This is a genomic window from Pseudomonas hunanensis (assembly GCF_013393325.1).
Taxonomy (GTDB): Bacteria; Pseudomonadota; Gammaproteobacteria; order Pseudomonadales; family Pseudomonadaceae; genus Aquipseudomonas; species Aquipseudomonas putida_P.
Genome location: NZ_QJRC01000073.1, coordinates 74658 through 93652 on the forward strand (window position 1 = coordinate 74658; position 18995 = coordinate 93652).

General features: G+C 62.4%; 22 protein-coding genes. 17 read left to right on the forward strand and 5 right to left on the reverse strand.

Annotation, left to right across the window (positions count from 1 at the left end; genetic code table 11):
- The first annotated feature begins 129 nt into the window (after nucleotides 1-129).
- Genes ccmA through DM807_RS06665 form a run of 10 tightly spaced genes read left to right on the forward strand, consistent with a single transcriptional unit; the run spans nucleotide 130 to nucleotide 7475 of the window.
- Nucleotides 130-762: a cytochrome c biogenesis heme-transporting ATPase CcmA gene (gene ccmA / locus DM807_RS06620; RefSeq protein WP_012273478.1), complete on the forward strand. Its 633-nt coding sequence runs from the start codon at nucleotides 130-132 to the stop codon at nucleotides 760-762.
- Complete coding sequence (ccmB, locus tag DM807_RS06625; RefSeq protein ID WP_374701045.1) at nucleotides 750-1427, forward strand: heme exporter protein CcmB; 678 nt, start codon at nucleotides 750-752, stop codon at nucleotides 1425-1427. Before ccmA ends, ccmB begins: the two co-directional genes overlap by 13 nt.
- 46 nt (nucleotides 1428-1473) lie before the next feature.
- Nucleotides 1474-2241: a heme ABC transporter permease gene (locus DM807_RS06630; RefSeq protein WP_012273476.1), complete on the forward strand. Its 768-nt coding sequence runs from the start codon at nucleotides 1474-1476 to the stop codon at nucleotides 2239-2241.
- Nucleotides 2238-2414, forward strand: coding sequence for a heme exporter protein CcmD (gene ccmD / locus DM807_RS06635; protein WP_012273475.1), 177 nt, complete (start codon nucleotides 2238-2240; stop codon nucleotides 2412-2414). Before DM807_RS06630 ends, ccmD begins: the two co-directional genes overlap by 4 nt.
- A complete protein-coding gene (gene ccmE, locus DM807_RS06640) occupies nucleotides 2411-2866 on the forward strand; it encodes a cytochrome c maturation protein CcmE (protein WP_012273474.1) in 456 nt (151 codons plus the stop codon). Before ccmD ends, ccmE begins: the two co-directional genes overlap by 4 nt.
- Before the next feature lie 11 nt (nucleotides 2867-2877).
- On the forward strand, nucleotides 2878-4851 hold the full coding sequence (locus DM807_RS06645) for a heme lyase CcmF/NrfE family subunit (protein WP_171577282.1): 1974 nt from the start codon (nucleotides 2878-2880) through the stop codon (nucleotides 4849-4851).
- Complete coding sequence (locus DM807_RS06650; protein WP_012273472.1) at nucleotides 4848-5384, forward strand: DsbE family thiol:disulfide interchange protein; 537 nt, start codon at nucleotides 4848-4850, stop codon at nucleotides 5382-5384. Before DM807_RS06645 ends, DM807_RS06650 begins: the two co-directional genes overlap by 4 nt.
- The gene (locus tag DM807_RS06655; protein WP_012273471.1) at nucleotides 5381-5857 is read left to right on the forward strand and encodes a cytochrome c-type biogenesis protein; all 477 of its coding nucleotides are present in this window, start codon (nucleotides 5381-5383) and stop codon (nucleotides 5855-5857) included. The genes DM807_RS06650 and DM807_RS06655 overlap by 4 nt, the downstream gene beginning before the upstream one ends.
- The gene (gene ccmI / locus DM807_RS06660; protein ID WP_012273470.1) at nucleotides 5850-7046 is read left to right on the forward strand and encodes a c-type cytochrome biogenesis protein CcmI; all 1197 of its coding nucleotides are present in this window, start codon (nucleotides 5850-5852) and stop codon (nucleotides 7044-7046) included. The genes DM807_RS06655 and ccmI overlap by 8 nt, the downstream gene beginning before the upstream one ends.
- A gap of 12 nt (nucleotides 7047-7058) precedes the next feature.
- Nucleotides 7059-7475 carry a hypothetical protein gene (locus DM807_RS06665; RefSeq protein WP_069942268.1) on the forward strand — a complete coding sequence of 139 codons (417 nt, stop codon included), beginning with the start codon at nucleotides 7059-7061 and terminating at the stop codon, nucleotides 7473-7475.
- An 86-nt stretch (nucleotides 7476-7561) separates the two neighbouring features.
- Here the strand turns inward: DM807_RS06665 and DM807_RS06670 are convergent, their stop codons facing one another.
- Nucleotides 7562-8491 (reverse strand): hypothetical protein, encoded by a 930-nt coding sequence (locus DM807_RS06670; RefSeq protein ID WP_141729038.1) that lies wholly within the window; start codon nucleotides 8489-8491, stop codon nucleotides 7562-7564.
- A gap of 161 nt (nucleotides 8492-8652) precedes the next feature.
- Complete coding sequence (locus DM807_RS06675; RefSeq protein ID WP_012273467.1) at nucleotides 8653-9552, reverse strand: hypothetical protein; 900 nt, start codon at nucleotides 9550-9552, stop codon at nucleotides 8653-8655.
- Nucleotides 9553-9872: 320 nt separating this feature from the next.
- Between DM807_RS06675 and DM807_RS06680 the strand changes: the two genes are divergently transcribed.
- The 3 genes from DM807_RS06680 (at nucleotide 9873) to DM807_RS06690 (ending at nucleotide 12134) form a co-directional block, all read left to right on the forward strand.
- On the forward strand, nucleotides 9873-10811 hold the full coding sequence (locus DM807_RS06680; RefSeq protein ID WP_179027181.1) for a 2-hydroxyacid dehydrogenase: 939 nt from the start codon (nucleotides 9873-9875) through the stop codon (nucleotides 10809-10811).
- A 50-nt stretch (nucleotides 10812-10861) separates the two neighbouring features.
- Nucleotides 10862-11650 (forward strand): PhzF family phenazine biosynthesis protein, encoded by a 789-nt coding sequence (locus tag DM807_RS06685; RefSeq protein ID WP_179027182.1) that lies wholly within the window; start codon nucleotides 10862-10864, stop codon nucleotides 11648-11650.
- Between the two features lie 76 nt (nucleotides 11651-11726).
- Nucleotides 11727-12134: a GFA family protein gene (locus DM807_RS06690; RefSeq protein WP_012273464.1), complete on the forward strand. Its 408-nt coding sequence runs from the start codon at nucleotides 11727-11729 to the stop codon at nucleotides 12132-12134.
- A 1-nt stretch (nucleotide 12135) separates the two neighbouring features.
- On the opposite strand, the gene DM807_RS06695 is transcribed toward DM807_RS06690, so the two are convergent.
- The gene (locus DM807_RS06695; protein WP_060493018.1) at nucleotides 12136-13029 is read right to left on the reverse strand and encodes a LysR substrate-binding domain-containing protein; all 894 of its coding nucleotides are present in this window, start codon (nucleotides 13027-13029) and stop codon (nucleotides 12136-12138) included.
- A gap of 155 nt (nucleotides 13030-13184) precedes the next feature.
- On the opposite strand from DM807_RS06695, the gene DM807_RS06700 reads away from it, so the two are divergent.
- The 4 genes from DM807_RS06700 (at nucleotide 13185) to DM807_RS06715 (ending at nucleotide 16640) form a co-directional block, all read left to right on the forward strand.
- Nucleotides 13185-14126 carry a DMT family transporter gene (locus tag DM807_RS06700; RefSeq protein WP_012273462.1) on the forward strand — a complete coding sequence of 314 codons (942 nt, stop codon included), beginning with the start codon at nucleotides 13185-13187 and terminating at the stop codon, nucleotides 14124-14126.
- A 38-nt stretch (nucleotides 14127-14164) separates the two neighbouring features.
- Complete coding sequence (locus DM807_RS06705; protein WP_012273461.1) at nucleotides 14165-14503, forward strand: FKBP-type peptidyl-prolyl cis-trans isomerase; 339 nt, start codon at nucleotides 14165-14167, stop codon at nucleotides 14501-14503.
- A gap of 233 nt (nucleotides 14504-14736) precedes the next feature.
- Nucleotides 14737-15399: a histidine phosphatase family protein gene (locus DM807_RS06710; RefSeq protein ID WP_179027183.1), complete on the forward strand. Its 663-nt coding sequence runs from the start codon at nucleotides 14737-14739 to the stop codon at nucleotides 15397-15399.
- 44 nt (nucleotides 15400-15443) lie between these two features.
- The gene (locus DM807_RS06715) at nucleotides 15444-16640 is read left to right on the forward strand and encodes a D-amino acid dehydrogenase (protein WP_012273459.1); all 1197 of its coding nucleotides are present in this window, start codon (nucleotides 15444-15446) and stop codon (nucleotides 16638-16640) included.
- Between the two features lie 55 nt (nucleotides 16641-16695).
- On the opposite strand, the gene DM807_RS06720 is transcribed toward DM807_RS06715, so the two are convergent.
- A complete protein-coding gene (locus DM807_RS06720) occupies nucleotides 16696-17424 on the reverse strand; it encodes an aspartate/glutamate racemase family protein (protein WP_012273458.1) in 729 nt (242 codons plus the stop codon).
- Between the two features lie 16 nt (nucleotides 17425-17440).
- Entirely contained in the window at nucleotides 17441-18973 is a 1533-nt protein-coding gene (locus DM807_RS06725; protein WP_012273457.1) for an NCS1 family nucleobase:cation symporter-1, read from the reverse strand.
- Nucleotides 18974-18995: the final 22 nt, after the last annotated feature.

Consider the following 18995-nt stretch of genomic DNA (forward strand, 5'->3'; position numbering starts at 1 on the left):
CGGCGTCGCGTGTAATAATGCCGAGCGCCCGTGGTTGCCAGTATAACGGCAGCGCGCCGGGTGACTTGAGACACAAGGGCTTCGGGCCGGCGTCGCCGGCGCGAAGCCCTACAAAGATAAGGCGAAACCGTGACCCTTCACCTCCAAGCCGCGGGCCTGGCCTGCGAGCGCGACTGGCGCCTGCTGTTCGAACAGCTCGATTTCGAGCTGGGCGCCGGCGACATGCTGCAGATCAGCGGCCCCAACGGCAGCGGCAAGACCAGCCTGCTGCGGCTGCTGGCCGGGCTGATGCAGCCGACCGCCGGGCAGATCCTGCTGGGCGGCAAGCCACTGGCCGAACAGCGCCATGCCCTGGCCAGCATTCTGCTGTGGATTGGCCATGCCGCCGGCATCAAGGACCTGCTCACCGCCGAGGAAAACCTTACCTGGCTGTGCGCCCTGCATCAGCCGGCCAGCCGCGAAGCGATCTGGGCGGCGCTGGAGGCTGTCGGCTTGCGCGGTTTCGAAGATGTACCCTGCCATACCCTGTCGGCCGGCCAGCAGCGCCGCGTGGCCCTGGCCCGGTTGCACCTGGCTTGCCCGCCGCTGTGGATTCTCGACGAACCCTTCACTGCGCTCGACAAGCAAGGTGTGGCGCAGCTGGAAGCTCACCTGGCGGCCCACTGCGAGCAGGGCGGCACGGTGGTACTGACCACCCACCACACGCTGGAACGCAAGCCCTCCGGTTACCGTGAACTGAACCTGGGGCAATGGGCGGCATGAGTGTGTTCCTTTTGTTGCTGCGCCGCGAAGCGCGCCTGCTGTTCCGTCGCCCGGCCGAGCTGGCCAACCCGCTGGTGTTTTTCGCCATCGTCGTAGCCTTGTTCCCGCTGGCGGTCGGCCCGGAAAGCCAATTGTTGCAAACTTTGTCGCCGGGCTTGGTCTGGGTGGCAGCATTGCTGGCGGTGCTACTGTCACTGGACGGCCTGTTTCGCAGCGATTTCGAAGATGGCTCGCTGGAGCAATGGGTGCTGTCGCCACACCCGCTGGCATTGCTGGTGCTGGCCAAGGTGCTGGCGCACTGGATCTTTTCCGGGCTGGCGCTGGTATTGTTGGCGCCGTTGCTGGCGCTGATGCTGGGGCTGCCGAGCCATTGCCTGCCGGTGCTACTTGGGTCTCTGCTGTTGGGCACGCCGGTATTGAGCCTGCTGGGTGCGGTAGGCGCGGCGCTGACAGTCGGCCTTAAGCGCGGTGGTTTGTTACTGGCGTTGCTGATTCTGCCGTTGTATATCCCTGTATTGATCCTGGGCAGTGGTGCGTTGCAAGCGGCGTTGCAAAATATGCCGGCAACCGGCCACCTGCTCTGGCTCGCCAGCCTCACGGCACTGGCCGTGACCCTGGCACCCTTTGCGATAGCGGCCGGCCTGAAGATCAGCGTCGGTGAATAACGAGTCCCGGGCTCTCAAGCCCGGCAAATACCCTGGATGTACCCTGATGAAAATAAGCTGGACGTGGTTCCACAAGCTGGGCTCCCCGAAATGGTTCTATGCCATCAGCGGCCGCATGCTGCCATGGCTGGCCGGCGCTGCCGTGCTCCTGCTGCTGGTCGGTATCACCTGGGGCCTGGCCTTCGCTCCCCAGGACTACCAGCAAGGTAACAGCTTCCGCATCATCTATATCCACGTGCCGGCGGCGATGCTGGCGCAGTCCTGCTACGTGCTGCTGGCAGTGGCCGGGGTGGTGGGGCTGGTGTGGAAGATGAAACTGGCCGACGTCGCCCTGCAATGCGCCGCGCCTATCGGCGCCTGGATGACCGCCGTGGCGCTGGTGACCGGCGCCATCTGGGGCAAGCCGACCTGGGGCAGCTGGTGGGTGTGGGATGCCCGCCTTACGTCCATGCTCATCCTGCTGTTCCTGTACTTCGGCATTATTGCGCTGGGCCAGGCGATCAGTAATCGTGACAGTGCGGCCAAGGCCTGCGCGGTGCTGGCGATCGTCGGCGTGGTGAACATCCCGATCATCAAGTATTCGGTGGAGTGGTGGAACACCCTGCACCAGGGCGCCACCTTCACCCTCACCGAAAAACCGGCGATGCCTGCAGAAATGTGGCTGCCGCTGCTGTGCACGGCGCTGGGCTTCTATTGCTTCTTCGGCGCCGTGCTGTTGCTGCGCATGCGCCTTGAAGTGCTCAAGCGCGAGGCACGCGCCAGTTGGGTCAAGGATGAAGTGTTGAACAGCCTGGGGCGGAGGGCCGCACAATGAGCTTTGCCACCTTCGGTGACTTTCTCGCCATGGGCCACCATGGCCTGTACGTGTGGTCGGCCTATGGCATCTGCCTGGCGGTGCTGGCGCTGAATGTCGCCGCGCCACTGCTGGCCCGCCGTCGCTACCTGCAAGAAGAGGCGCGCCGTTTGCGCCGGGAGAACAACCAGTGAATCCGCAGCGCAAGAAACGCCTGTTGCTCATCGTCGGCCTGCTGGTCGGCGTCGGGGTTGCCGTCGGCTTTGCCTTGAGCGCATTGCAGCAGAACATCAACCTGTTCTACACACCGACCCAGATCGCCAACGGCGAAGCACCGCTGGACACGCGCATCCGCGCTGGCGGCATGGTCGAGAAAGGCTCGGTGCAACGTTCGTCCGACTCACTGGACGTGCGCTTCGTGGTCACCGACTTCAACAAGTCGGTGCCGATCACCTACCGTGGCATCCTGCCCGACCTGTTCCGTGAAGGGCAGGGCATTGTCGCCCTTGGCAAGGTCAACGCCGACGGCGTGGTGGTGGCCGATGAAGTGCTGGCCAAGCACGACGAGAAGTACATGCCGCCCGAGGTGAGCAAAGCCCTGAAAGAAAGCGGCCAGGCCGCCACGGGCGGGGAGGCCAAGCCATGAACGCCGCGTTGGTGATCCCCGAACTGGGCCAGTTGGCGATGATCCTGGCCATTTGCTTTGCCGCTGTGCAGGCCAGTGTGCCGCTGCTCGGTGCCTGGCGTGGCGACAGCCTATGGATGAGCCTGGCACGGCCGGCGGCGTGGGGGCAGTTTGCCTTCCTGGCGTTCGCCTTCGCCTGCCTGACCCATGCCTTCATGACCGATAACTTCTCGGTCGCCTATGTAGCCAGCAACTCCAACAGCGCCTTGCCCTGGTACTACAAGTTCAGCGCGGTGTGGGGTGCCCACGAAGGCTCGTTGCTGTTGTGGGCATTGATCCTCGGCGGCTGGACCTTTGCCGTGTCGGTGTTTTCGCGGCAGTTGCCGCAGGTGATGCTGGCCCGCGTGCTGGCGGTCATGGGCATGATCAGCGTGGGCTTCCTGAGCTTCCTGATCATTACCTCCAACCCGTTCCAGCGCCTGCTGCCGCAGGTGCCGACCGATGGCCGTGACCTCAACCCGCTGTTGCAGGACTTTGGCCTGATCGTTCACCCGCCGATGCTGTACATGGGCTACGTGGGCTTTTCGGTGGCCTTCGCCTTCGCCATTGCCGCCTTGCTCGGCGGCCGCCTCGACGCCGCCTGGGCGCGCTGGTCGCGGCCGTGGACCATCGTCGCCTGGGCCTTCCTTGGCGTGGGTATCACCCTGGGCTCGTGGTGGGCCTACTACGAGCTGGGCTGGGGCGGCTGGTGGTTCTGGGACCCGGTGGAAAACGCCTCGTTCATGCCTTGGCTGGTGGGTACGGCGCTGATCCACTCGCTTGCAGTGACCGAAAAGCGCGGGGTGTTCAAGAGCTGGACCGTGCTGCTGGCAATTGCCGCATTCTCGCTGAGCCTGTTGGGTACCTTCCTGGTGCGCTCGGGCGTGCTGACCTCGGTGCACGCATTTGCCGCCGACCCGTCGCGGGGCATTTTCATCCTGATTTTCCTGCTGTTCGTGGTCGGTGGTTCGCTCACCCTGTTCGCCCTGCGCGCACCGGTGGTCAAGAGCCAGGTCGGGTTCGCCCTGTGGTCGCGGGAAACGCTGCTGTTGGCCAACAACCTGGTACTGGTGGTGGCGGCTTCGATGATTCTGCTCGGCACCCTGTACCCGCTGGTGCTCGATGCGTTGACGGGGGCCAAGCTGTCGGTCGGCCCGCCGTACTTCGATGCCTTGTTCCTGCCGCTGATGGCGCTGCTGATGGTAGTGCTGAGCATTGGCGTGGTCGTGCGCTGGAAGGACACCCCGGGCAAATGGCTGGTCAGCATGATGACCCCGGTGCTGATCGGCAGCGCCATCCTTGCCCCGGTTGCCGGCTTCATCGTCGACGACTTCGACTGGCCGACCCTGACGGCCTTCGCCCTGGCTGCCTGGGTGGTGCTCGGCGGGCTGCGTGACATTCTCGACAAGACCCGCCACAAGGGCCTGGTCAAGGGGCTGCCCGGCCTGGGCCGCAGCTACTGGGGCATGCAACTGGCGCACCTGGGCCTGGCGGTGTGCGCGCTGGGCGTGGTGCTGTCGAGCAACAACAGCGCCGAACGCGACCTGCGCATGGCGCCGGGCGAAAGCGTGGAGCTGGGTGGTTACCACTTCCTGTTCCAGGGCGCCAAGCACTTCGAAGGGCCGAACTTCATCTCTGACAAGGGCACCATCGTGGTCAGCCGCAATGGCCGTGAAGTGACCACCTTGCACCCAGAGAAGCGCCTGTACACCGTGCAGCAGTCGATGATGACCGAAGCAGGCATCGACGCTGGCTTTACCCGCGACCTGTACGTCGCCCTTGGCGAGCCGCTGGAGAACGGCGCCTGGGCCGTGCGTGTGCATATCAAGCCTTATGTCCGCTGGATCTGGCTGGGCGGTCTGTTGACCGGCCTGGGCGGGTTGCTGGCGGCCCTCGACCGGCGCTACCGCGTCAAGGTCAAGACCCGGGTACGCGATGCCCTGGGCGTGTCTGGAGCAGCTGCATGAAGCGTTGGATCATGGTAGTCCCCCTGGCGGTGTTTCTGCTGGTGGCGGTGTTCCTCTACAAGGGGTTGTTCCTCAAGCCCGACGAGTTGCCCTCGGCAATGATCGGCAAACCGTTCCCGGTGTTTTCCCTGGCCTCGACTCAGGGCGACCGTACGCTGACCCAGGCTGACTTGCAGGGGCGCCCGGCGTTGGTCAACGTGTGGGCCACCTGGTGCCCGTCGTGCAAGGTCGAGCACCCGTACCTGAACCAGCTGGCCCAGCAGGGTGTGGTGATCCACGGGGTCAACTACAAGGACGACAATGCCGCCGCGCAGAAATGGCTGGCCGAGTTCCACAACCCCTACCAGCTGGATATCCGTGACGAGCAAGGCAGCCTGGGCCTGGACCTGGGGGTGTACGGCGCGCCTGAAACCTTCCTGATCGATGCCAAGGGCATCATCCGTTACAAGCACGTGGGCATTGTCGATGCCACCGTATGGCGTGAGCAGCTGGCGCCGCTGTACCAAGGCCTGGTCGACGAGGCCAAGCCATGAAGCGTTGGCTGGCAGCTGCCGTACTGGGCATGAGCCTGGCCGGCGTGGCCAAGGCGGCCATCGACACCTACCAGTTTCGCGACGAGGCCGAGCGCGAGCGCTACCAGCAATTGACCAAGGAACTGCGCTGCCCCAAGTGCCAGAACCAGGACATTGCCGACTCCAACGCACCGATTGCCGCTGACCTGCGCCGGGAAATCTTCCGCATGCTTGGTGAAGGCCAGAGCAACCAGCAGATCGTCGACTTCATGGTCGACCGCTATGGCGACTTCGTGCGCTACAAGCCTGCGCTGAGCGGGCGTACCTGGCTGCTGTGGTTCGGCCCGGGGATTTTGCTGGCCGGTGGCTTCGTGGTGTTGGCGGTGATCGTTCGCCGGCGCCGTGGTGCGGCTGTGCAGGGCGCCAATGAGTTGTCTGCCGAAGAACGCGAGCGTCTCGCCAAACTGCTGGAAAAAGAACAGACCCATGATTGAATTCTGGCTTAGCGCGGGCCTGCTGCTGCTCGCTGCCCTCAGCTTTTTGCTGATCCCGATCCTGCGTGGCCGTCGTCGCCAGCAGGAAGAAGACCGCACGGCCCTGAACGTGGCCCTGTACCAGGAGCGTATTGCCGAACTGGCTGCCCAGCAGGCTGCCGGTGTGCTCGACGAGGCGCAGTTGACCAAGGGCCGTGACGAGGCAGCCCGCGAGCTGCTGGCCGACACCGAGGGCGCCGAGGCCCCACGCCAGGGCCATCTTGGCAAGGCCCTGCCGCTGCTGGCTGCCGTGCTGGTACCGCTGATGGCGCTGGGGTTGTACCTGCACTTCGGTGCAGCCGACAAGGTGGCGCTGACCCAGGAATTCGCCGAGGCGCCGAAGTCGATGGAAGAAATGACCACACGCCTGGAGCGTGTGGTGCAGGCTCAGCCGGATTCGGCCGAGGCCCTGTATTTCCTCGGTCGGGCCTACATGGCCGAGCAGCGCCCGGCCGATGCCGCGCGTACCTTCGAGCGAGCAGTGGCGCTGGCGGGTCGCCAGCCCGAACTGCTCGGGCAGTGGGCCCAGGCCTTGTACTTCGCCGCCGACAAGCAGTGGAGCCCGCAGGTACAGGCGCTGACGGACGAAGCGCTGAAGGCCGACCCCAATGAGGTCACCAGCCTGGGCCTGCGCGGTATCGCTGCCTTCGAAGGTGAGCGCTATCAGGAAGCCATAGACTACTGGAAGCGCTTGCTGGCGCAGTTGCCGGAGGGGGATACATCGCGCGCGGCCCTGCAGGGCGGTATCGACCGCGCCGCCGAGCGGCTGGGCGCAGCGCCAGCACAGGCTGCCGAGCCTGCGCCTGTGGCGGCTCGCCTGAAAGTACGTGTGGAACTGGCGGCGGCGCTTAAGGACAAGGTCAAGCCGGACGACACGGTGTTCATTTTCGCGCGCGCCAGCAATGGCCCACCGATGCCGCTGGCAGCCAAGCGGGTGACCGTGGCGCAGTTGCCGATCGAAGTGGAATTGTCGGATGCTGACGCAATGATGCCGCAGATGAAACTGTCGCAATTTGCCGAAGTCCAACTGGTTGCACGTGTTTCGCGCGCTGGCCAGCCTACTCACGGCGAGTGGATTGGCCAGGGCGTACCGCTGCCAAGCGCTACTCAGGCCACCCAGCGCCTGACCATCGACAGCCCCGACCAGTAAGAGAGCAATCCCATGCACAGCACCGTCCGCCTGACCCTGATTACCCTGGCCCTGGGTTTGTCTGCGTGTACGGTGCATCAGCCGTATGAGCAGCCCGCGCCACCGATCGAGCGTGTGCCGCCGCAGGGGCCGGTGGTCAAGCCATTGCCGGGCGGGCAGCCCTCTACTCAGCCGAGCAAGCCGGCGGCGATACCCAAGCCAATGCCGCGCACCTCGGCCAGTTTTGCGCCACCGCCTGGTGGGGCCAGCCACTGGGACCCCAAGCTTGGGGTATATGTATTGGAGAAACAGCCCAATACCTTTTACCGGCAGCGCACCTACTACCGGTTTGACAATGGCTGGAGCTGGTCGCTGAGCCCGAATGGGCCTTGGCAGGAAACTGACAGCAGTGGTGTGCCAGGCGGATTAGGGCGCGCGTTCGGCCAGTGAATGGGTATGGCCGGCACCATCAGCGTGATTTTTTTTCCTGATAGGCTGGCCTAGTCATGGTGCATGACTCCGTTGGCTGCGTGCATTCAGCTGCAAGGTGCCAGACCGGATGGGCATGCTGGCACAGGTGAAGCTTTTCTGTTGTCGTCTGATATGTAATCGAAATGGGCGTCCTGGCTGCTGAGACTTGGCAGGGTGAGCCGGATCAGTGGAACATCGATTCCTGTCTTGGCGAGAAAACGTCGCTTGATGTCTTGGGCTTCGGCCAAACCACTGGCACTGTCTTTCAAATAGAAGAATGCTTGTATGGGTAAGCCGCCATCCACATCGTCCGTCCATGACTTGATGACAATTTCGTTCTGCTGGGTGAACAGCGTTTCGGCCAAGCTGCCGGTGCTCTTTGCCTGCAGCGCTTGGTAAAACGACGGGCCGGCATGATCATTGGCGCTGTCACGCACATTGAAGCCACATAAGCGCTGGCTCACGCCCCCAACGTCCCGATAGTGATTCTGCCAGTCGCTGGCGGTGAGAATACCGCTCTCGTGGCATGGCTTGCTGACAGCGTATCCCGGGGTTGCGCCACATCCGTGATCGGGCCTGTCGTTCGTCCAGCCGTCGATAACGAATGCACAGAATACCTCCAGTTTTATCTTGTCGGGGGGCATGTCAAAAATGGGGTAAAAAATGAAGCCATTTGTCAGCGCGTAGGCCAATCGAGCGAATTTGGCATCTTTGCGTAAGTAGGAAAATGACACGCCGTCTTTTTGTTGTGCGGCTGGGCTGGCATCCCAAGGATCGTAGCTGGTTGAATACGTAGTTGCCCGAAGTATTACGCCACTACAGAGAAATGAAGGGATACTGGTATTCCCACAATTCTGCCGATCATCGATATACCTGGCGTTCAAGGCCTGAGCCGTTGCCGCCCCATCCACTGGCGTGTGTTGATAGGGTTTGATTTGGGTTTGAGTGCATGCCGTCAAGGTCAATGCTACAAGGAGGAGTGTCAGTGTTTTCATTTATGAAGACTCACTTGTCGAAGTTAATGCCTGTCGATTGAAGGGCTCATTGGTCTGGGTGTTGCGGAGGTTTTCGATAGTTGCTGACAAGCGAGCTGATTAAAAATCAATCGTTCATGACGTTCTGCGCTTTGTTCGCTTTATGACTGCCTCCAGTTGTATCAGTTATTGTCTTCGGGCCTGTAATCGAACAATGCGTCCTGTTGCCGGTTGGCAGGTAATGTGATCTTTATCAACGGTAAGCGTATGCTGGTTTTTGCTTGGAAACTGTCACGATCTTTCTTGGCATCGATCAGCCCAGTCGCGTCTACGTAGAAGAACGCTTCGATCGGCAGTTCTAAGGGGATGTTTTGCGGCCAGGTAGCAATGCGAAACTCATTTGGCATCATGAACAAGTGTTCTGGGATTGTGCTACCAAGATTGTGCGTGCGCATTGCCTCGTTGAAAGCCGGACCCGCCTCGGTGTTGCGCTCGTCACTGACGTTGAACCCACATTGGCTTTCACGCTTGAGTTGTGTCTGGGAGTAATGTTGCTGCCACTGCTCCGCGGTCTGGATACTCTGCAGCTCACAGGAACGGCTTACGGTGGGAAAGTTTTTATGCTCTCCACAGCCTGGCTTTTCTCTTTGGTCTGTATCTGCATCAATCGGGAAGTAGCACAGAACCTCCAAGTTTCGTTTGCCGAATGGCCTGTTGAGGACGGGGTGCAATATGTAGCCATTGTGCTGACCCGGCAGCATGGTGTTGAATTTGGCGTCCTTGCGCAGATAGGAGAACGATACGCCACCACTTACGACTGAGGGTGGGCTGGGATTCCACGCGTCATACGCGGGGGAGTAATGGGTAGCCCTGAAAATTACACCGCTGCACAGAAATGCAGGTTTTGAGTCCTCGCCGCAATCAGGTGGTGCATAGTGGTAGCGTTCGCTTAAACGTGCGGCAACCAAGTTACCTTCCTGGTAGGCGCGAGCGGCCAGCGGCGCATTATGGGTTACCACCGGTGGCGTGGTGGCGCAGCCGCTCATTAAAAGAGCCAGTATTAAGGTTGATCGCAGACTCATGTTTACGGTCCAGTAAGTTTGGAGTCGTATTAGACTTGCACAAGCGCACGAAAAGGGCACCTGGCAGAATTGATAGGTATGCTGCGGCGCTAAGGTATTAAACTAATCGGTAGTGCGCGAGTAATGATTGGGTTTGGGCCGAGTCGGAAACCAGTCGACTCATTCAGGTCTGGCTCGCGGAGGGCTTGTTTTCGGTTTACTGGTATTGCAAGTGTATTATCCTAAGAGTGCAATACAGTACAGTTCCGGCTTGATATTTCGATTGACTGTACTGGCCGGTGACTCCGCATAATGCCCCCATGAATTGACTTGGAGGTGGCATGCGCAAGACAGTCCTGGTACTGGTAGAAACCGTCGATGATTACCTACCCATGCTGGAGCAGGCAGGTTACCGCCTGATCCGTGCCCCCTCGCCGCAACTGCGGGCCGAGGCCATTGAGCGTCACGCCGATGACATCGATGCCGTGCTCACCCGTGGGCCACTGGGGCTGACTACCGCCGAAATCGACGCATTGCCCAAGTTGCAGATCATCTGCGTGATCGGTGCCGGCTACGAGCAGGTCGACCTGGCTGCCGCCGCAGCCCGCGGCATCACCGTTACCAACGGTGCCGGGGCCAATGCCGCTGCCGTCGCCGACCACACCCTGGCTTTGCTGCTGGCGCTGCTGCGCAACATTCCCCGTGGCGATGCCAGTACCCGGCGCGGGGAATGGAACCGAGTGATCAGCCCTTCGGTGAGTGGCAAACGCCTGGGCATTCTGGGCCTTGGCGCAGTGGGGCTGGCAATCGCCAAGCGTGCTCACCTGGGCTTCGACATGCCCATCAGCTACCACAGCCGCACGCCACGCCAGGATGTGCCTTACACCTGGTACGACAGCCCGCGACACCTGGCCGAGGCCGTCGACATTCTGGTCGTTGCCACCCCGGGTGGTGCCAACACTCGGCATCTGGTCCATGCGCAGGTGCTGGAGGCTTTGGGGGCTGAGGGCTATCTGGTGAACATCGCCCGTGCCAGCGTGGTCGACACGCAGGCCCTGATTACCGCATTGCAGCATGGCCAGCTGGCTGGCGCCGCGCTGGACGTATTCGACGACGAACCGGCAGTGCCCGATGCCCTCAAGGCCTTGGCCAACACCGTGCTCACACCCCATGTGGCCGGCCAGTCGCCGGAAGCCGCACGCGACACGGTGGCACTGGTGCTGCGCAACCTGCAGGCGTTCTTTGCCGGTGAGCCGGTATTGACCCCGGTACGCTCGTAACCTTTTCCAGTTAACTGCCTGGCAGCGCCCAGGCAACCAGGAGTGTGTGCATGCAACTCGAAATCTTCCAGGTCGATGCCTTTTCCGCTGAACCGTTCGGTGGCAACCCGGCCGCAGTGATCCCGCTGCAAGGCTGGCTGCCGGACGATGTACTGCAGCGCATTGCCGAAGAAAACAACCTGTCGGAAACCGCCTACTTCGTGCGCAATGGCGAAACGTTCGACCTGCGCTGGTTTACCCCGACCGTGGAAGTCGACCTGTGCGGCCATGCCACCCTGGCCTCGGCCTATGTGCTGTTCGAGCAACTGGGTGAGCAGACGCAGGTGCTGCGCTTCAATACCCGCAGTGGCGAACTGCGCGTCAGCCGTGGCGCTGACGGGCTGCTGGCCATGGACTTCCCGGCTAAGCAACCGGAAGCCGTGGACATCCCGGCGGGCCTGTTGCAGGCATTGGGTCTGAACGCGGCACAGGCGCTGTATCGCAGCGACGATTATGTGGTGGTGATCGATGACGCTTTGCTGCTCGATACACTGAAACCAGACTTCGTTGCGTTGTCGGCATTCGACGTGCGCGGTATTGCCGTGACTGCGCCAGGGCGTGGCTTTGATTTCGTCACCCGCTGGTTTGGCCCACGGGTTGGCGTGAATGAAGACCCGGTAACCGGGTCTGCGCACACCTCGCTGGCGCCGGTTTGGGCCGAAAGATTGGGCAAGAGCGTGCTGGGCTGCGAGCAAGGCGGGGCACGCAAAGGGCAGCTGCAGTGCGAAGTGCCGGGCAATGATCGAGTGATCATCAGTGGGCGGGCGGCGTTGTACCTGCGTGGTACTGTCTATATTTAACACGCTGTCACCGTCCCTTGTAGGCGCGGCACAAGGCCGCGCCTACAGGGCCCATCTTCCGCTCAAGGAACTACCCATGGCCAAGGAAAAACAAGGCACCTGCCTGTGCGGCGCTACCCGGCTCACGGTCACCGTCGACAACACCCATATCAGCGCCTGCCATTGCAGCATGTGCCGTAAGTGGACCGGGGGGCCATTACTGGTGGTGCACTGCAGCCAACCTCCGCTGATCGAAGGGCGTGCGCCCAGCGTCTACGATTCGTCCGATTGGGCCCAGCGTGGTTTCTGTGGCCGGTGCGGCACGCACCTTTACTACCGGCTCAAGGCCAACGACTTCCACGCCGTGCCGGTCGGCCTGCTCGATGGCGACCAAGAGTGGGATTTCGACCTGCAGATCTTCGTCGAGGAAAAACCGTCCTGGTATTGCTTCGCCAACCAGACCAAGGAACTCACCGGCCAGGAGGTACTTGAGCAGTACAGCTGATTCAGGCCTGTGCCAGCAGCCACTCGGCAAACACCTGTGCGGCGGGTGAGGGCAAAGCCTGGCGGTCGTGCACCAGGTAGTCGGCCTGACCGGTGCGTACTTCAAAATCGCACACCTGGCGGATCAGGCCGCTGTTGATGCGTTCACGGGCCATGGACTCCCAACCCAGGCCCACGCCCATTCCTTGCATGACCGCGTCGAACACCAAGTTCACCTGGTTGAAGGTGAGCGCATCGGCGGGTGCCTGATAGCGCTGGCCAAAATGGGCGAACCAGTCGTGCCAGTCCAGGCAGTTCCAGGCCGAGGCATCGAGCTGGATCAGTGGCATGGCCTGCAGCGCCGCCAGGCTGTCGACCTGGCTGATGTCCCAGCGGCTGCTGGCAATCGGGTAGATCACTTCATCGAACAGCTTGCTGGCTTGCAGCGAACGCCAGCGGCCATGCCCGTAGAGAATACCGAAGTCGTAATCGGCAACCAGGCTCTCGTTGATGTCGTTGCTGGCATGGATGTTCACCGTAAGCCCAGGGTGCTGTTCGTTGAAGCGCAGCAGGCGCGGGAACAACCAATATTGCGCCACGGCATGGGTGCAGATGACGCTGACATGGCGGTTGCCATGGCCGCTTTTCAAGCGCTGGACGTTGGCCAGCAGCTTGTCCAGCATCGGCTCGACCACATCATGGAAGTGCTCGCCAGCGGTGGTCAGCGTAATGCCGCGGGCGCGGCGTTCGAACAGCTGGGTGCCGAGCTGGTCTTCGAGCAAGCGAATCTGCTTGGATACCGCGCTCTGAGTCAGGTAAAGCTCGCCGGCGGCACGGGTGAAACTGCCAGTACGGGCCACAGCCTCGAAGGCGATCAGGGTATCGAGCGGGGGTAGGTGGCGGCTGTAGCGGCTCATGGTTGGCTCCGTGCAATGTCGTGGCGGCGCCACCTGGCAACATCTTAATGAGCACGCTGGCATTCCTCCAGGGAATGCAGCGATGCGAATTCATCTTTTGCCCGATACCCTGCGCACAGGTAGCCTGCGTTCATCTTCAAACCAGGAGCTGACACGTGAAACGCGGGGTGATGTACGCCGGCATGGCCGGTGCGTTATGGGGCATGGTGCTGATGGTTCCCGAGCTGCTGCCCGAGTTCAATCCGATGCTGCTGAGCAGCGTGCGCTACCTGATGGTGGGCGTGATCTCGCTGCTGCTGGCCCTGCCCATGGCGCGCCAGTTGCGCCAACTGACCGCAGGTGATGCGTGGATGCTGTTGCGCCTGGCGGTGATCGGCAACCTGGTGTACTTCGTGTGCCTGGTGGCGGCGATCCAGCGCCTGGGTGTAGCCCCAGCCTCGTTGATCGTCGGCGTGTTGCCGCTGACCATCACCCTGTACGGCCGCAATGACAGCGGCGCGGTGCCCCTGGCGCGGCTGGTCGGCCCGCTGGCGCTGATCCTTGCCGGTATGCTGTGCATCAATCTGCAAACCTTTGCCTTCGCCCCCGGCGATATTGGCGACAAGCTGATGGGCCTGTTCTACGCGCTGGCCGCCCTGGCGTGCTGGACCTGGTACGCCGTGCAGAACAGCCGTTACCTGAAGCAGTGCGGCCACTTCGACAGCCACCAATGGTCGGTGTTGTGCGGGGTAATGACTGGCCTTGCCAGCCTGTTGATGGTCGCTGGCCTGGCACTGTGGCAGCCGCAACAGCTGCAGGCCGAAACGCCGATGTCACGCTGGTGGTTGTTCTGGGCGGCCAGCCTGGCCTGCGCAGTGCTCGGTTCGTGGCTTGCCATGGCGTTGTGGAACGCCGCCTCCAAGCGCCTGCCGCTGACCTTGAGTGGGCAACTGATCGTGTTTGAAACCCTGTTTGCGCTGCTGTATGCCTTTTTCTGGCGGCAGGCCGGCCCAAGCTTGCTGGAAGCGGCAGCGATCGTGCTGGTGATTGGCGGCGTGCTGTGGTCGATGCGCCAGCATGAAACCCCGCGCGAACTTGCCAAACCGCTGCATTCCTGAGAAAAGGGCGGCTTTGTTTTCAGCGTTGGAGTGTGCCCGTGAGCCAAGAACTGCAGATCATCGACCTGGTCGAGGGTGATGGCAAAGCCGCCGTCAAAGGCGCCCTGATCACCACCCAGTACACCGGCTGGCTGGCCGACGGCAGTGAGTTCGATTCGTCCTGGTCGCGCGGCAAGCCGTTCCAGTGCGTGATCGGCACTGGTCGGGTGATCAAGGGCTGGGATCAAGGCTTGATGGGTATGCGGGTTGGCGGCAAGCGCAAACTGCTAGTGCCGGCGCACCTGGGTTATGGCGAGCGCAGCGTGGGCTCGATCCCACCGAATTCGGACCTGACCTTCGAGATCGAGCTGGTGGAAGTGCTGACGCGGGATGATTGAGTGATCGTATTGCAACCCGAGGTTCTTGCACCTTACACAATTGCGCAACACTTTTCCCCTAGCCTGGGCCTTGCCTAGGGAACGGCATCCACCTCCAGGGAGGAACCAAACGGGTTCAGGGCACTCTGACCCTCACTCGTTGCCAAGGATGGCATTTACTACAAGGGCGCCCTGCGACTGGCCGGGCGATGTGGCGGGTAACTCCGATTTTTATGCCACACGAGCCTGCCTTGATGAAGTTGCCAACATTCTTCCACCGTCGCCGTCACTTGCTGCTGAGCCTGGTGCTCACAGCCGTCGCTGTACCGTTGGCGCTGGAGGCTGTCGAAAGCCGGGCGCAACCGGTGGATGGCACTCAAACCTTGGTGTTCCTGCGTCATGGCGAGAAGCCAGGTGAAGGGTTGGGCCAATTGAACTGCCAAGGCCTCAACCGTGCGCTGGACCTGGCAACCGTGCTGCCCGAACGCTTCGGCAAGGCTGACTACGTGTTTGCCGCCAACCCCTCACGGCATGTCGAAGAAGGCAGCAGGGACGAAAGCTACAGCTATATCCGCCCGCTGATGACCATCACCCCCAGCGCCATTCGCCTCGGCTTGCCGGTGAACATCGACTACGGCGCCAACGACACCGATGAACTGGCCGAAGAGTTGCTGAGCGACAAATACCGCAATGCAACCGTCTACACCGCTTGGTCCCACGGCTACCTGCCAGAGCTGATCAACACCGTGGCGGGCAAGGCCCTGGGTGAAGAGCGGGTGATCACCGAGGATTGGAGCGGGGATGACTTCGACACCCTCTATGTACTGACCCTGACCTGGCACGACGGCAAGGCCAGCCTGCTCAGCCGTAACGTGCGCCAGGGCCTGAATGACGGTGCGCATAGCTGCCCGACCTGATCCGCTGGTACTGTTTGGCCAGGAAGCCGGAACAGGGATGAAGGATGAAGCAGCGGGTAACGGTAATCGGTGGCGGGGTGGTTGGCCTGGCAACGGCCTACGCCCTTGTTCGTGACGGGTATTCGGTAGCGTTGATCGAGGCGCGCGACAGCCTGGCGTCGGCCACCAGTTTTGCCAATGGCGGGCAATTGTCCTATCGGTATGTGGCGCCACTGGCCGATGCCGGAGTGCCCTGGCAGGCACTGGGCTGGCTGCTGCAGGGCGAGTCGCCGCTGCGCCTGCGCTTGCGCCTTGACCCGGCGCAGTGGCGCTGGCTGCTGGCCTTTACCCTGGCTTGCCGGCGCAGCGTCAATCGCCGTAATGCCGGGCAACTGCTGGAGCTGGCGTTGCACAGCCAGGCCGTTCTGGGGCAATGGCGCGAGGCGCAGAACCTGGGCGACTTTGCCTGGCGGCGCAACGGCAAGCTGGTGGCTTTTCGCAGCGAGCGGGCCTTTGCCCATGGCCGAGCGCAGTTGACGGACCCTGCCAGCCAGCGGGTTTTGGCGGCAGTCGAGCTGCGCGCGCTGGAGCCTGCATTGGCGGGGGCACCGTTTGTCGGTGGCGTGTTCACAGCGGATGAAGAGGTGGGTGATTGCCACTTGTTCTGCCAGCGCCTGGAGGCCCTGTTACGCGCTTCGGGGCAATGCCGTGTTCTGCTTGGTCGGCCAGTGACGCAACTGGTGCGGTGCCAGGACCAGGTTGTAGCGCTACAACTGGGCGACGAGCAGATGGAGGTGGAGCAGTTGGTGCTATGCGCCGGGCATCGCGGCCCAGGCTTGGCACTACCGGGGGTGCATATACCGGTCTACCCGCTGAAGGGCTACAGCCTGACGGCACCGATCGGTGCCGGGCACCAAGCCCCGGAAGTGAGCCTTACCGATTATGAGCGCAAGATCGTCTACGCCCGCCTGGGGCAGCAGCTACGGGTAGCGGCGATGGTGGACATTGTCGGTTTTGACGAGTCGGTGGAAAAGCGCAGGTTGCAGAGCATGCGGCGGCTGGCACTTGAGACGTTACCCAAGGCTGCGGATTATAACCAGGCGGTGGAGTGGGCCGGGATGCGGCCGGCGACACCGACCGGGGTGCCGATCATTGGCGGGACGGTGTATCGCAACTTGTGGCTGAACCTGGGGCATGGTGCGTTGGGGTTTACCTTGGCCTGTGGCAGTGCGCAGCGCCTGGTCGAAATGATGGGGCGATAGTACCGGCCCCCTCGCGGGCTTGCCCGCGAAGCGGCCGGCACAGGGAAATACTGGATCAGCGGCCGAAGCGCATCGGCCAACCCAGCACCTTTTTCGCGCGCGGCGTGGCATAGGTGCGTACCTTGGAAGTACTCAACCCCATGCGCACCAGCGATTCGGCAATGGTTACCGCTGCGCTCACACCATCCACCACGGGCACACCGGTGCGCTGGCGAATCTGCTCGTCCAGCCCGGCCATGCCGCCGCAACCCAGGCAGATCACTTCGGCCTTGTCGTCACGCACGGCCCGTTCGGCCTGCTCGACAATCGCCTCCACGGCCCGCTGTGGGTCGGCCTCCAGTTCCAGTACCGCCAGCCCGCTGGCACGCACCGAGGCGCAGCGCTCGTAAAGGCCGGACAGCTTCAGGCGGTCCTCGATCAGCGGTACGGTGCGGTCCAGCGTGGTTACAACCGAATAAGCATGGCCCAGGTACATTGCTGTGCTGGCGGCAGCATCGGTAATGTCCACCACCGGCACGTTGAGCAGCTCCTGCAGGCCTTCGCGGCCGTGTTCGCCATAACCCGCCTGGATCACGGCGTCATAGGGGCCTTCGAAGGCCAATACTCGGTCCATCACCGCGATTGCAGCCAGGTAGCTTTCGAAATTGCCCTCCACCGACTCGGCACCAAACCAAGGTGTGAGGCCGATTATTTCGGTGCCGGGCGCAGCCACCGCACGGGCCTGCTCGGCAATGGCGTCGGTGATGGCTTCGGTGGTGTTGACGTTGGCGATCAGAATACGCATGGGCTGTCTTCCTTGATTAATGGCTGCTGTGGTCGACGGCGATGCACTCGCCGCTGACGTCGTGGTATTGGCGGTTGCGGGGTGCGATCAGCAGGTACAGGGCAGCGGCGATACCGGCGCCGATCAACCAGGAGAACGGCGCCACGCTCTGGAAGTTGGGGACCAGGGCCAGGACGATGGCCAGCAGCGCAGCCGGCACGAAGGCGGCCACGGCGCGCAGGTTGATGCCTTTGCTGTAGTGATAGGCGCCGGCCGGGTCTTCGCTGTACAGCTGTGGCACGTTGATGCAGCCTTTGCGCAGCAACCAGTAGTCGGACATGATCACCCCGTACAGCGGGCCGAGCAGGGCGCCCAGGCCCGACAGGAAGTACACGATCACCAACGGGCTGTTGTACAGGTTCCACGGCAGGATCAGCACCGCCAACGTGGCGCTGATCAGCCCGGCACGGCGGAAGTTCAGGTGGCGCGGCGCCAGGTTGCTGAGCACGAAGGCTGGTGCGACAAAGTTGGCCATGATGTTCACCGCCACGGTGACGATCAGGAAGGCCAGGCAGCCGAGCACCAAAAATGGCGTGCTGGGGATGGCGGCGACGATCTGCGTCGGGCTGTCGATGATTTGGCCGTTGATCTGGAACTGCGCACCGCATAGCACCACGGTGATCACGGCGAACACCAGGATGTTCACCGGCAGGCCCCAGAAGTTGCCGACGCGGATGGTCTTGCGGCACGGCGAGGAGCGGGCGAAGTCACAGAAGTTCAGCACCAAAGTGCCGTAGATCGCCAGCCACAGCGCGCCGCCGGCAAAAATGTTGCGCCACATCTCGTAGCCAGTCAGCGGCGCAGCCACCGACCAGGCAATGCGGGCATCGGCCTTGAAGTACATGAACACCGCCAGGGCGGCGACGGTCAGCAGGATCACCGGGCCGGCAAAGGCCTCGTAGCGGCGCACCATCTCCATGCCGTAGGCCAGGATGACCAGTTGCACCAGCCAGATCGATACGAAGCACACCCAGCCCAGGCTCGACAGGCCGAGGATGCTGTCGTGGTCGTATGCCGCCATTTGTGGCCACACGGCGGTAAGCAGTACCCGCAGCACCACCGAGGCCAGGTAGGTCTGGATGCCGAACCAGGCAATGGCGATGACGGCGCGGATCAGCGCCGGGATCTGCGCGCCGTGGATACCGAAGGCAATGCGGCTGATGACCGGGAACGGCACCCCGGTTTTCTGCCCCATGTAGCCGGACAGGTTCATGAAGAAATACACCAGGGCCGCACCGATGGCCAACGACAAGAGAATTTGCCAGCCACCCAGGCCGAGGGCGAACAAGCCCATGGCGAACGAGTAGTTGGCGATATTGTGCACATCGTTTGTCCACAGCGCGAAGATGCTGTAGCCGCCCCAGCGACGGCCTTCGATACGTGTTGGCGCGAGGTCGCGGTTATGCAGGCGCGGGCTCAGGGCAAGTTCCGGCGCGTTGCCGGTGAGGGTGGTGTTGGGGTGGGTGCTGGCGACGGATAGTTCAGGGGCAAGGTCGAGGCTGCTACTCATTCCGGCGGGCTCCTGATGCACT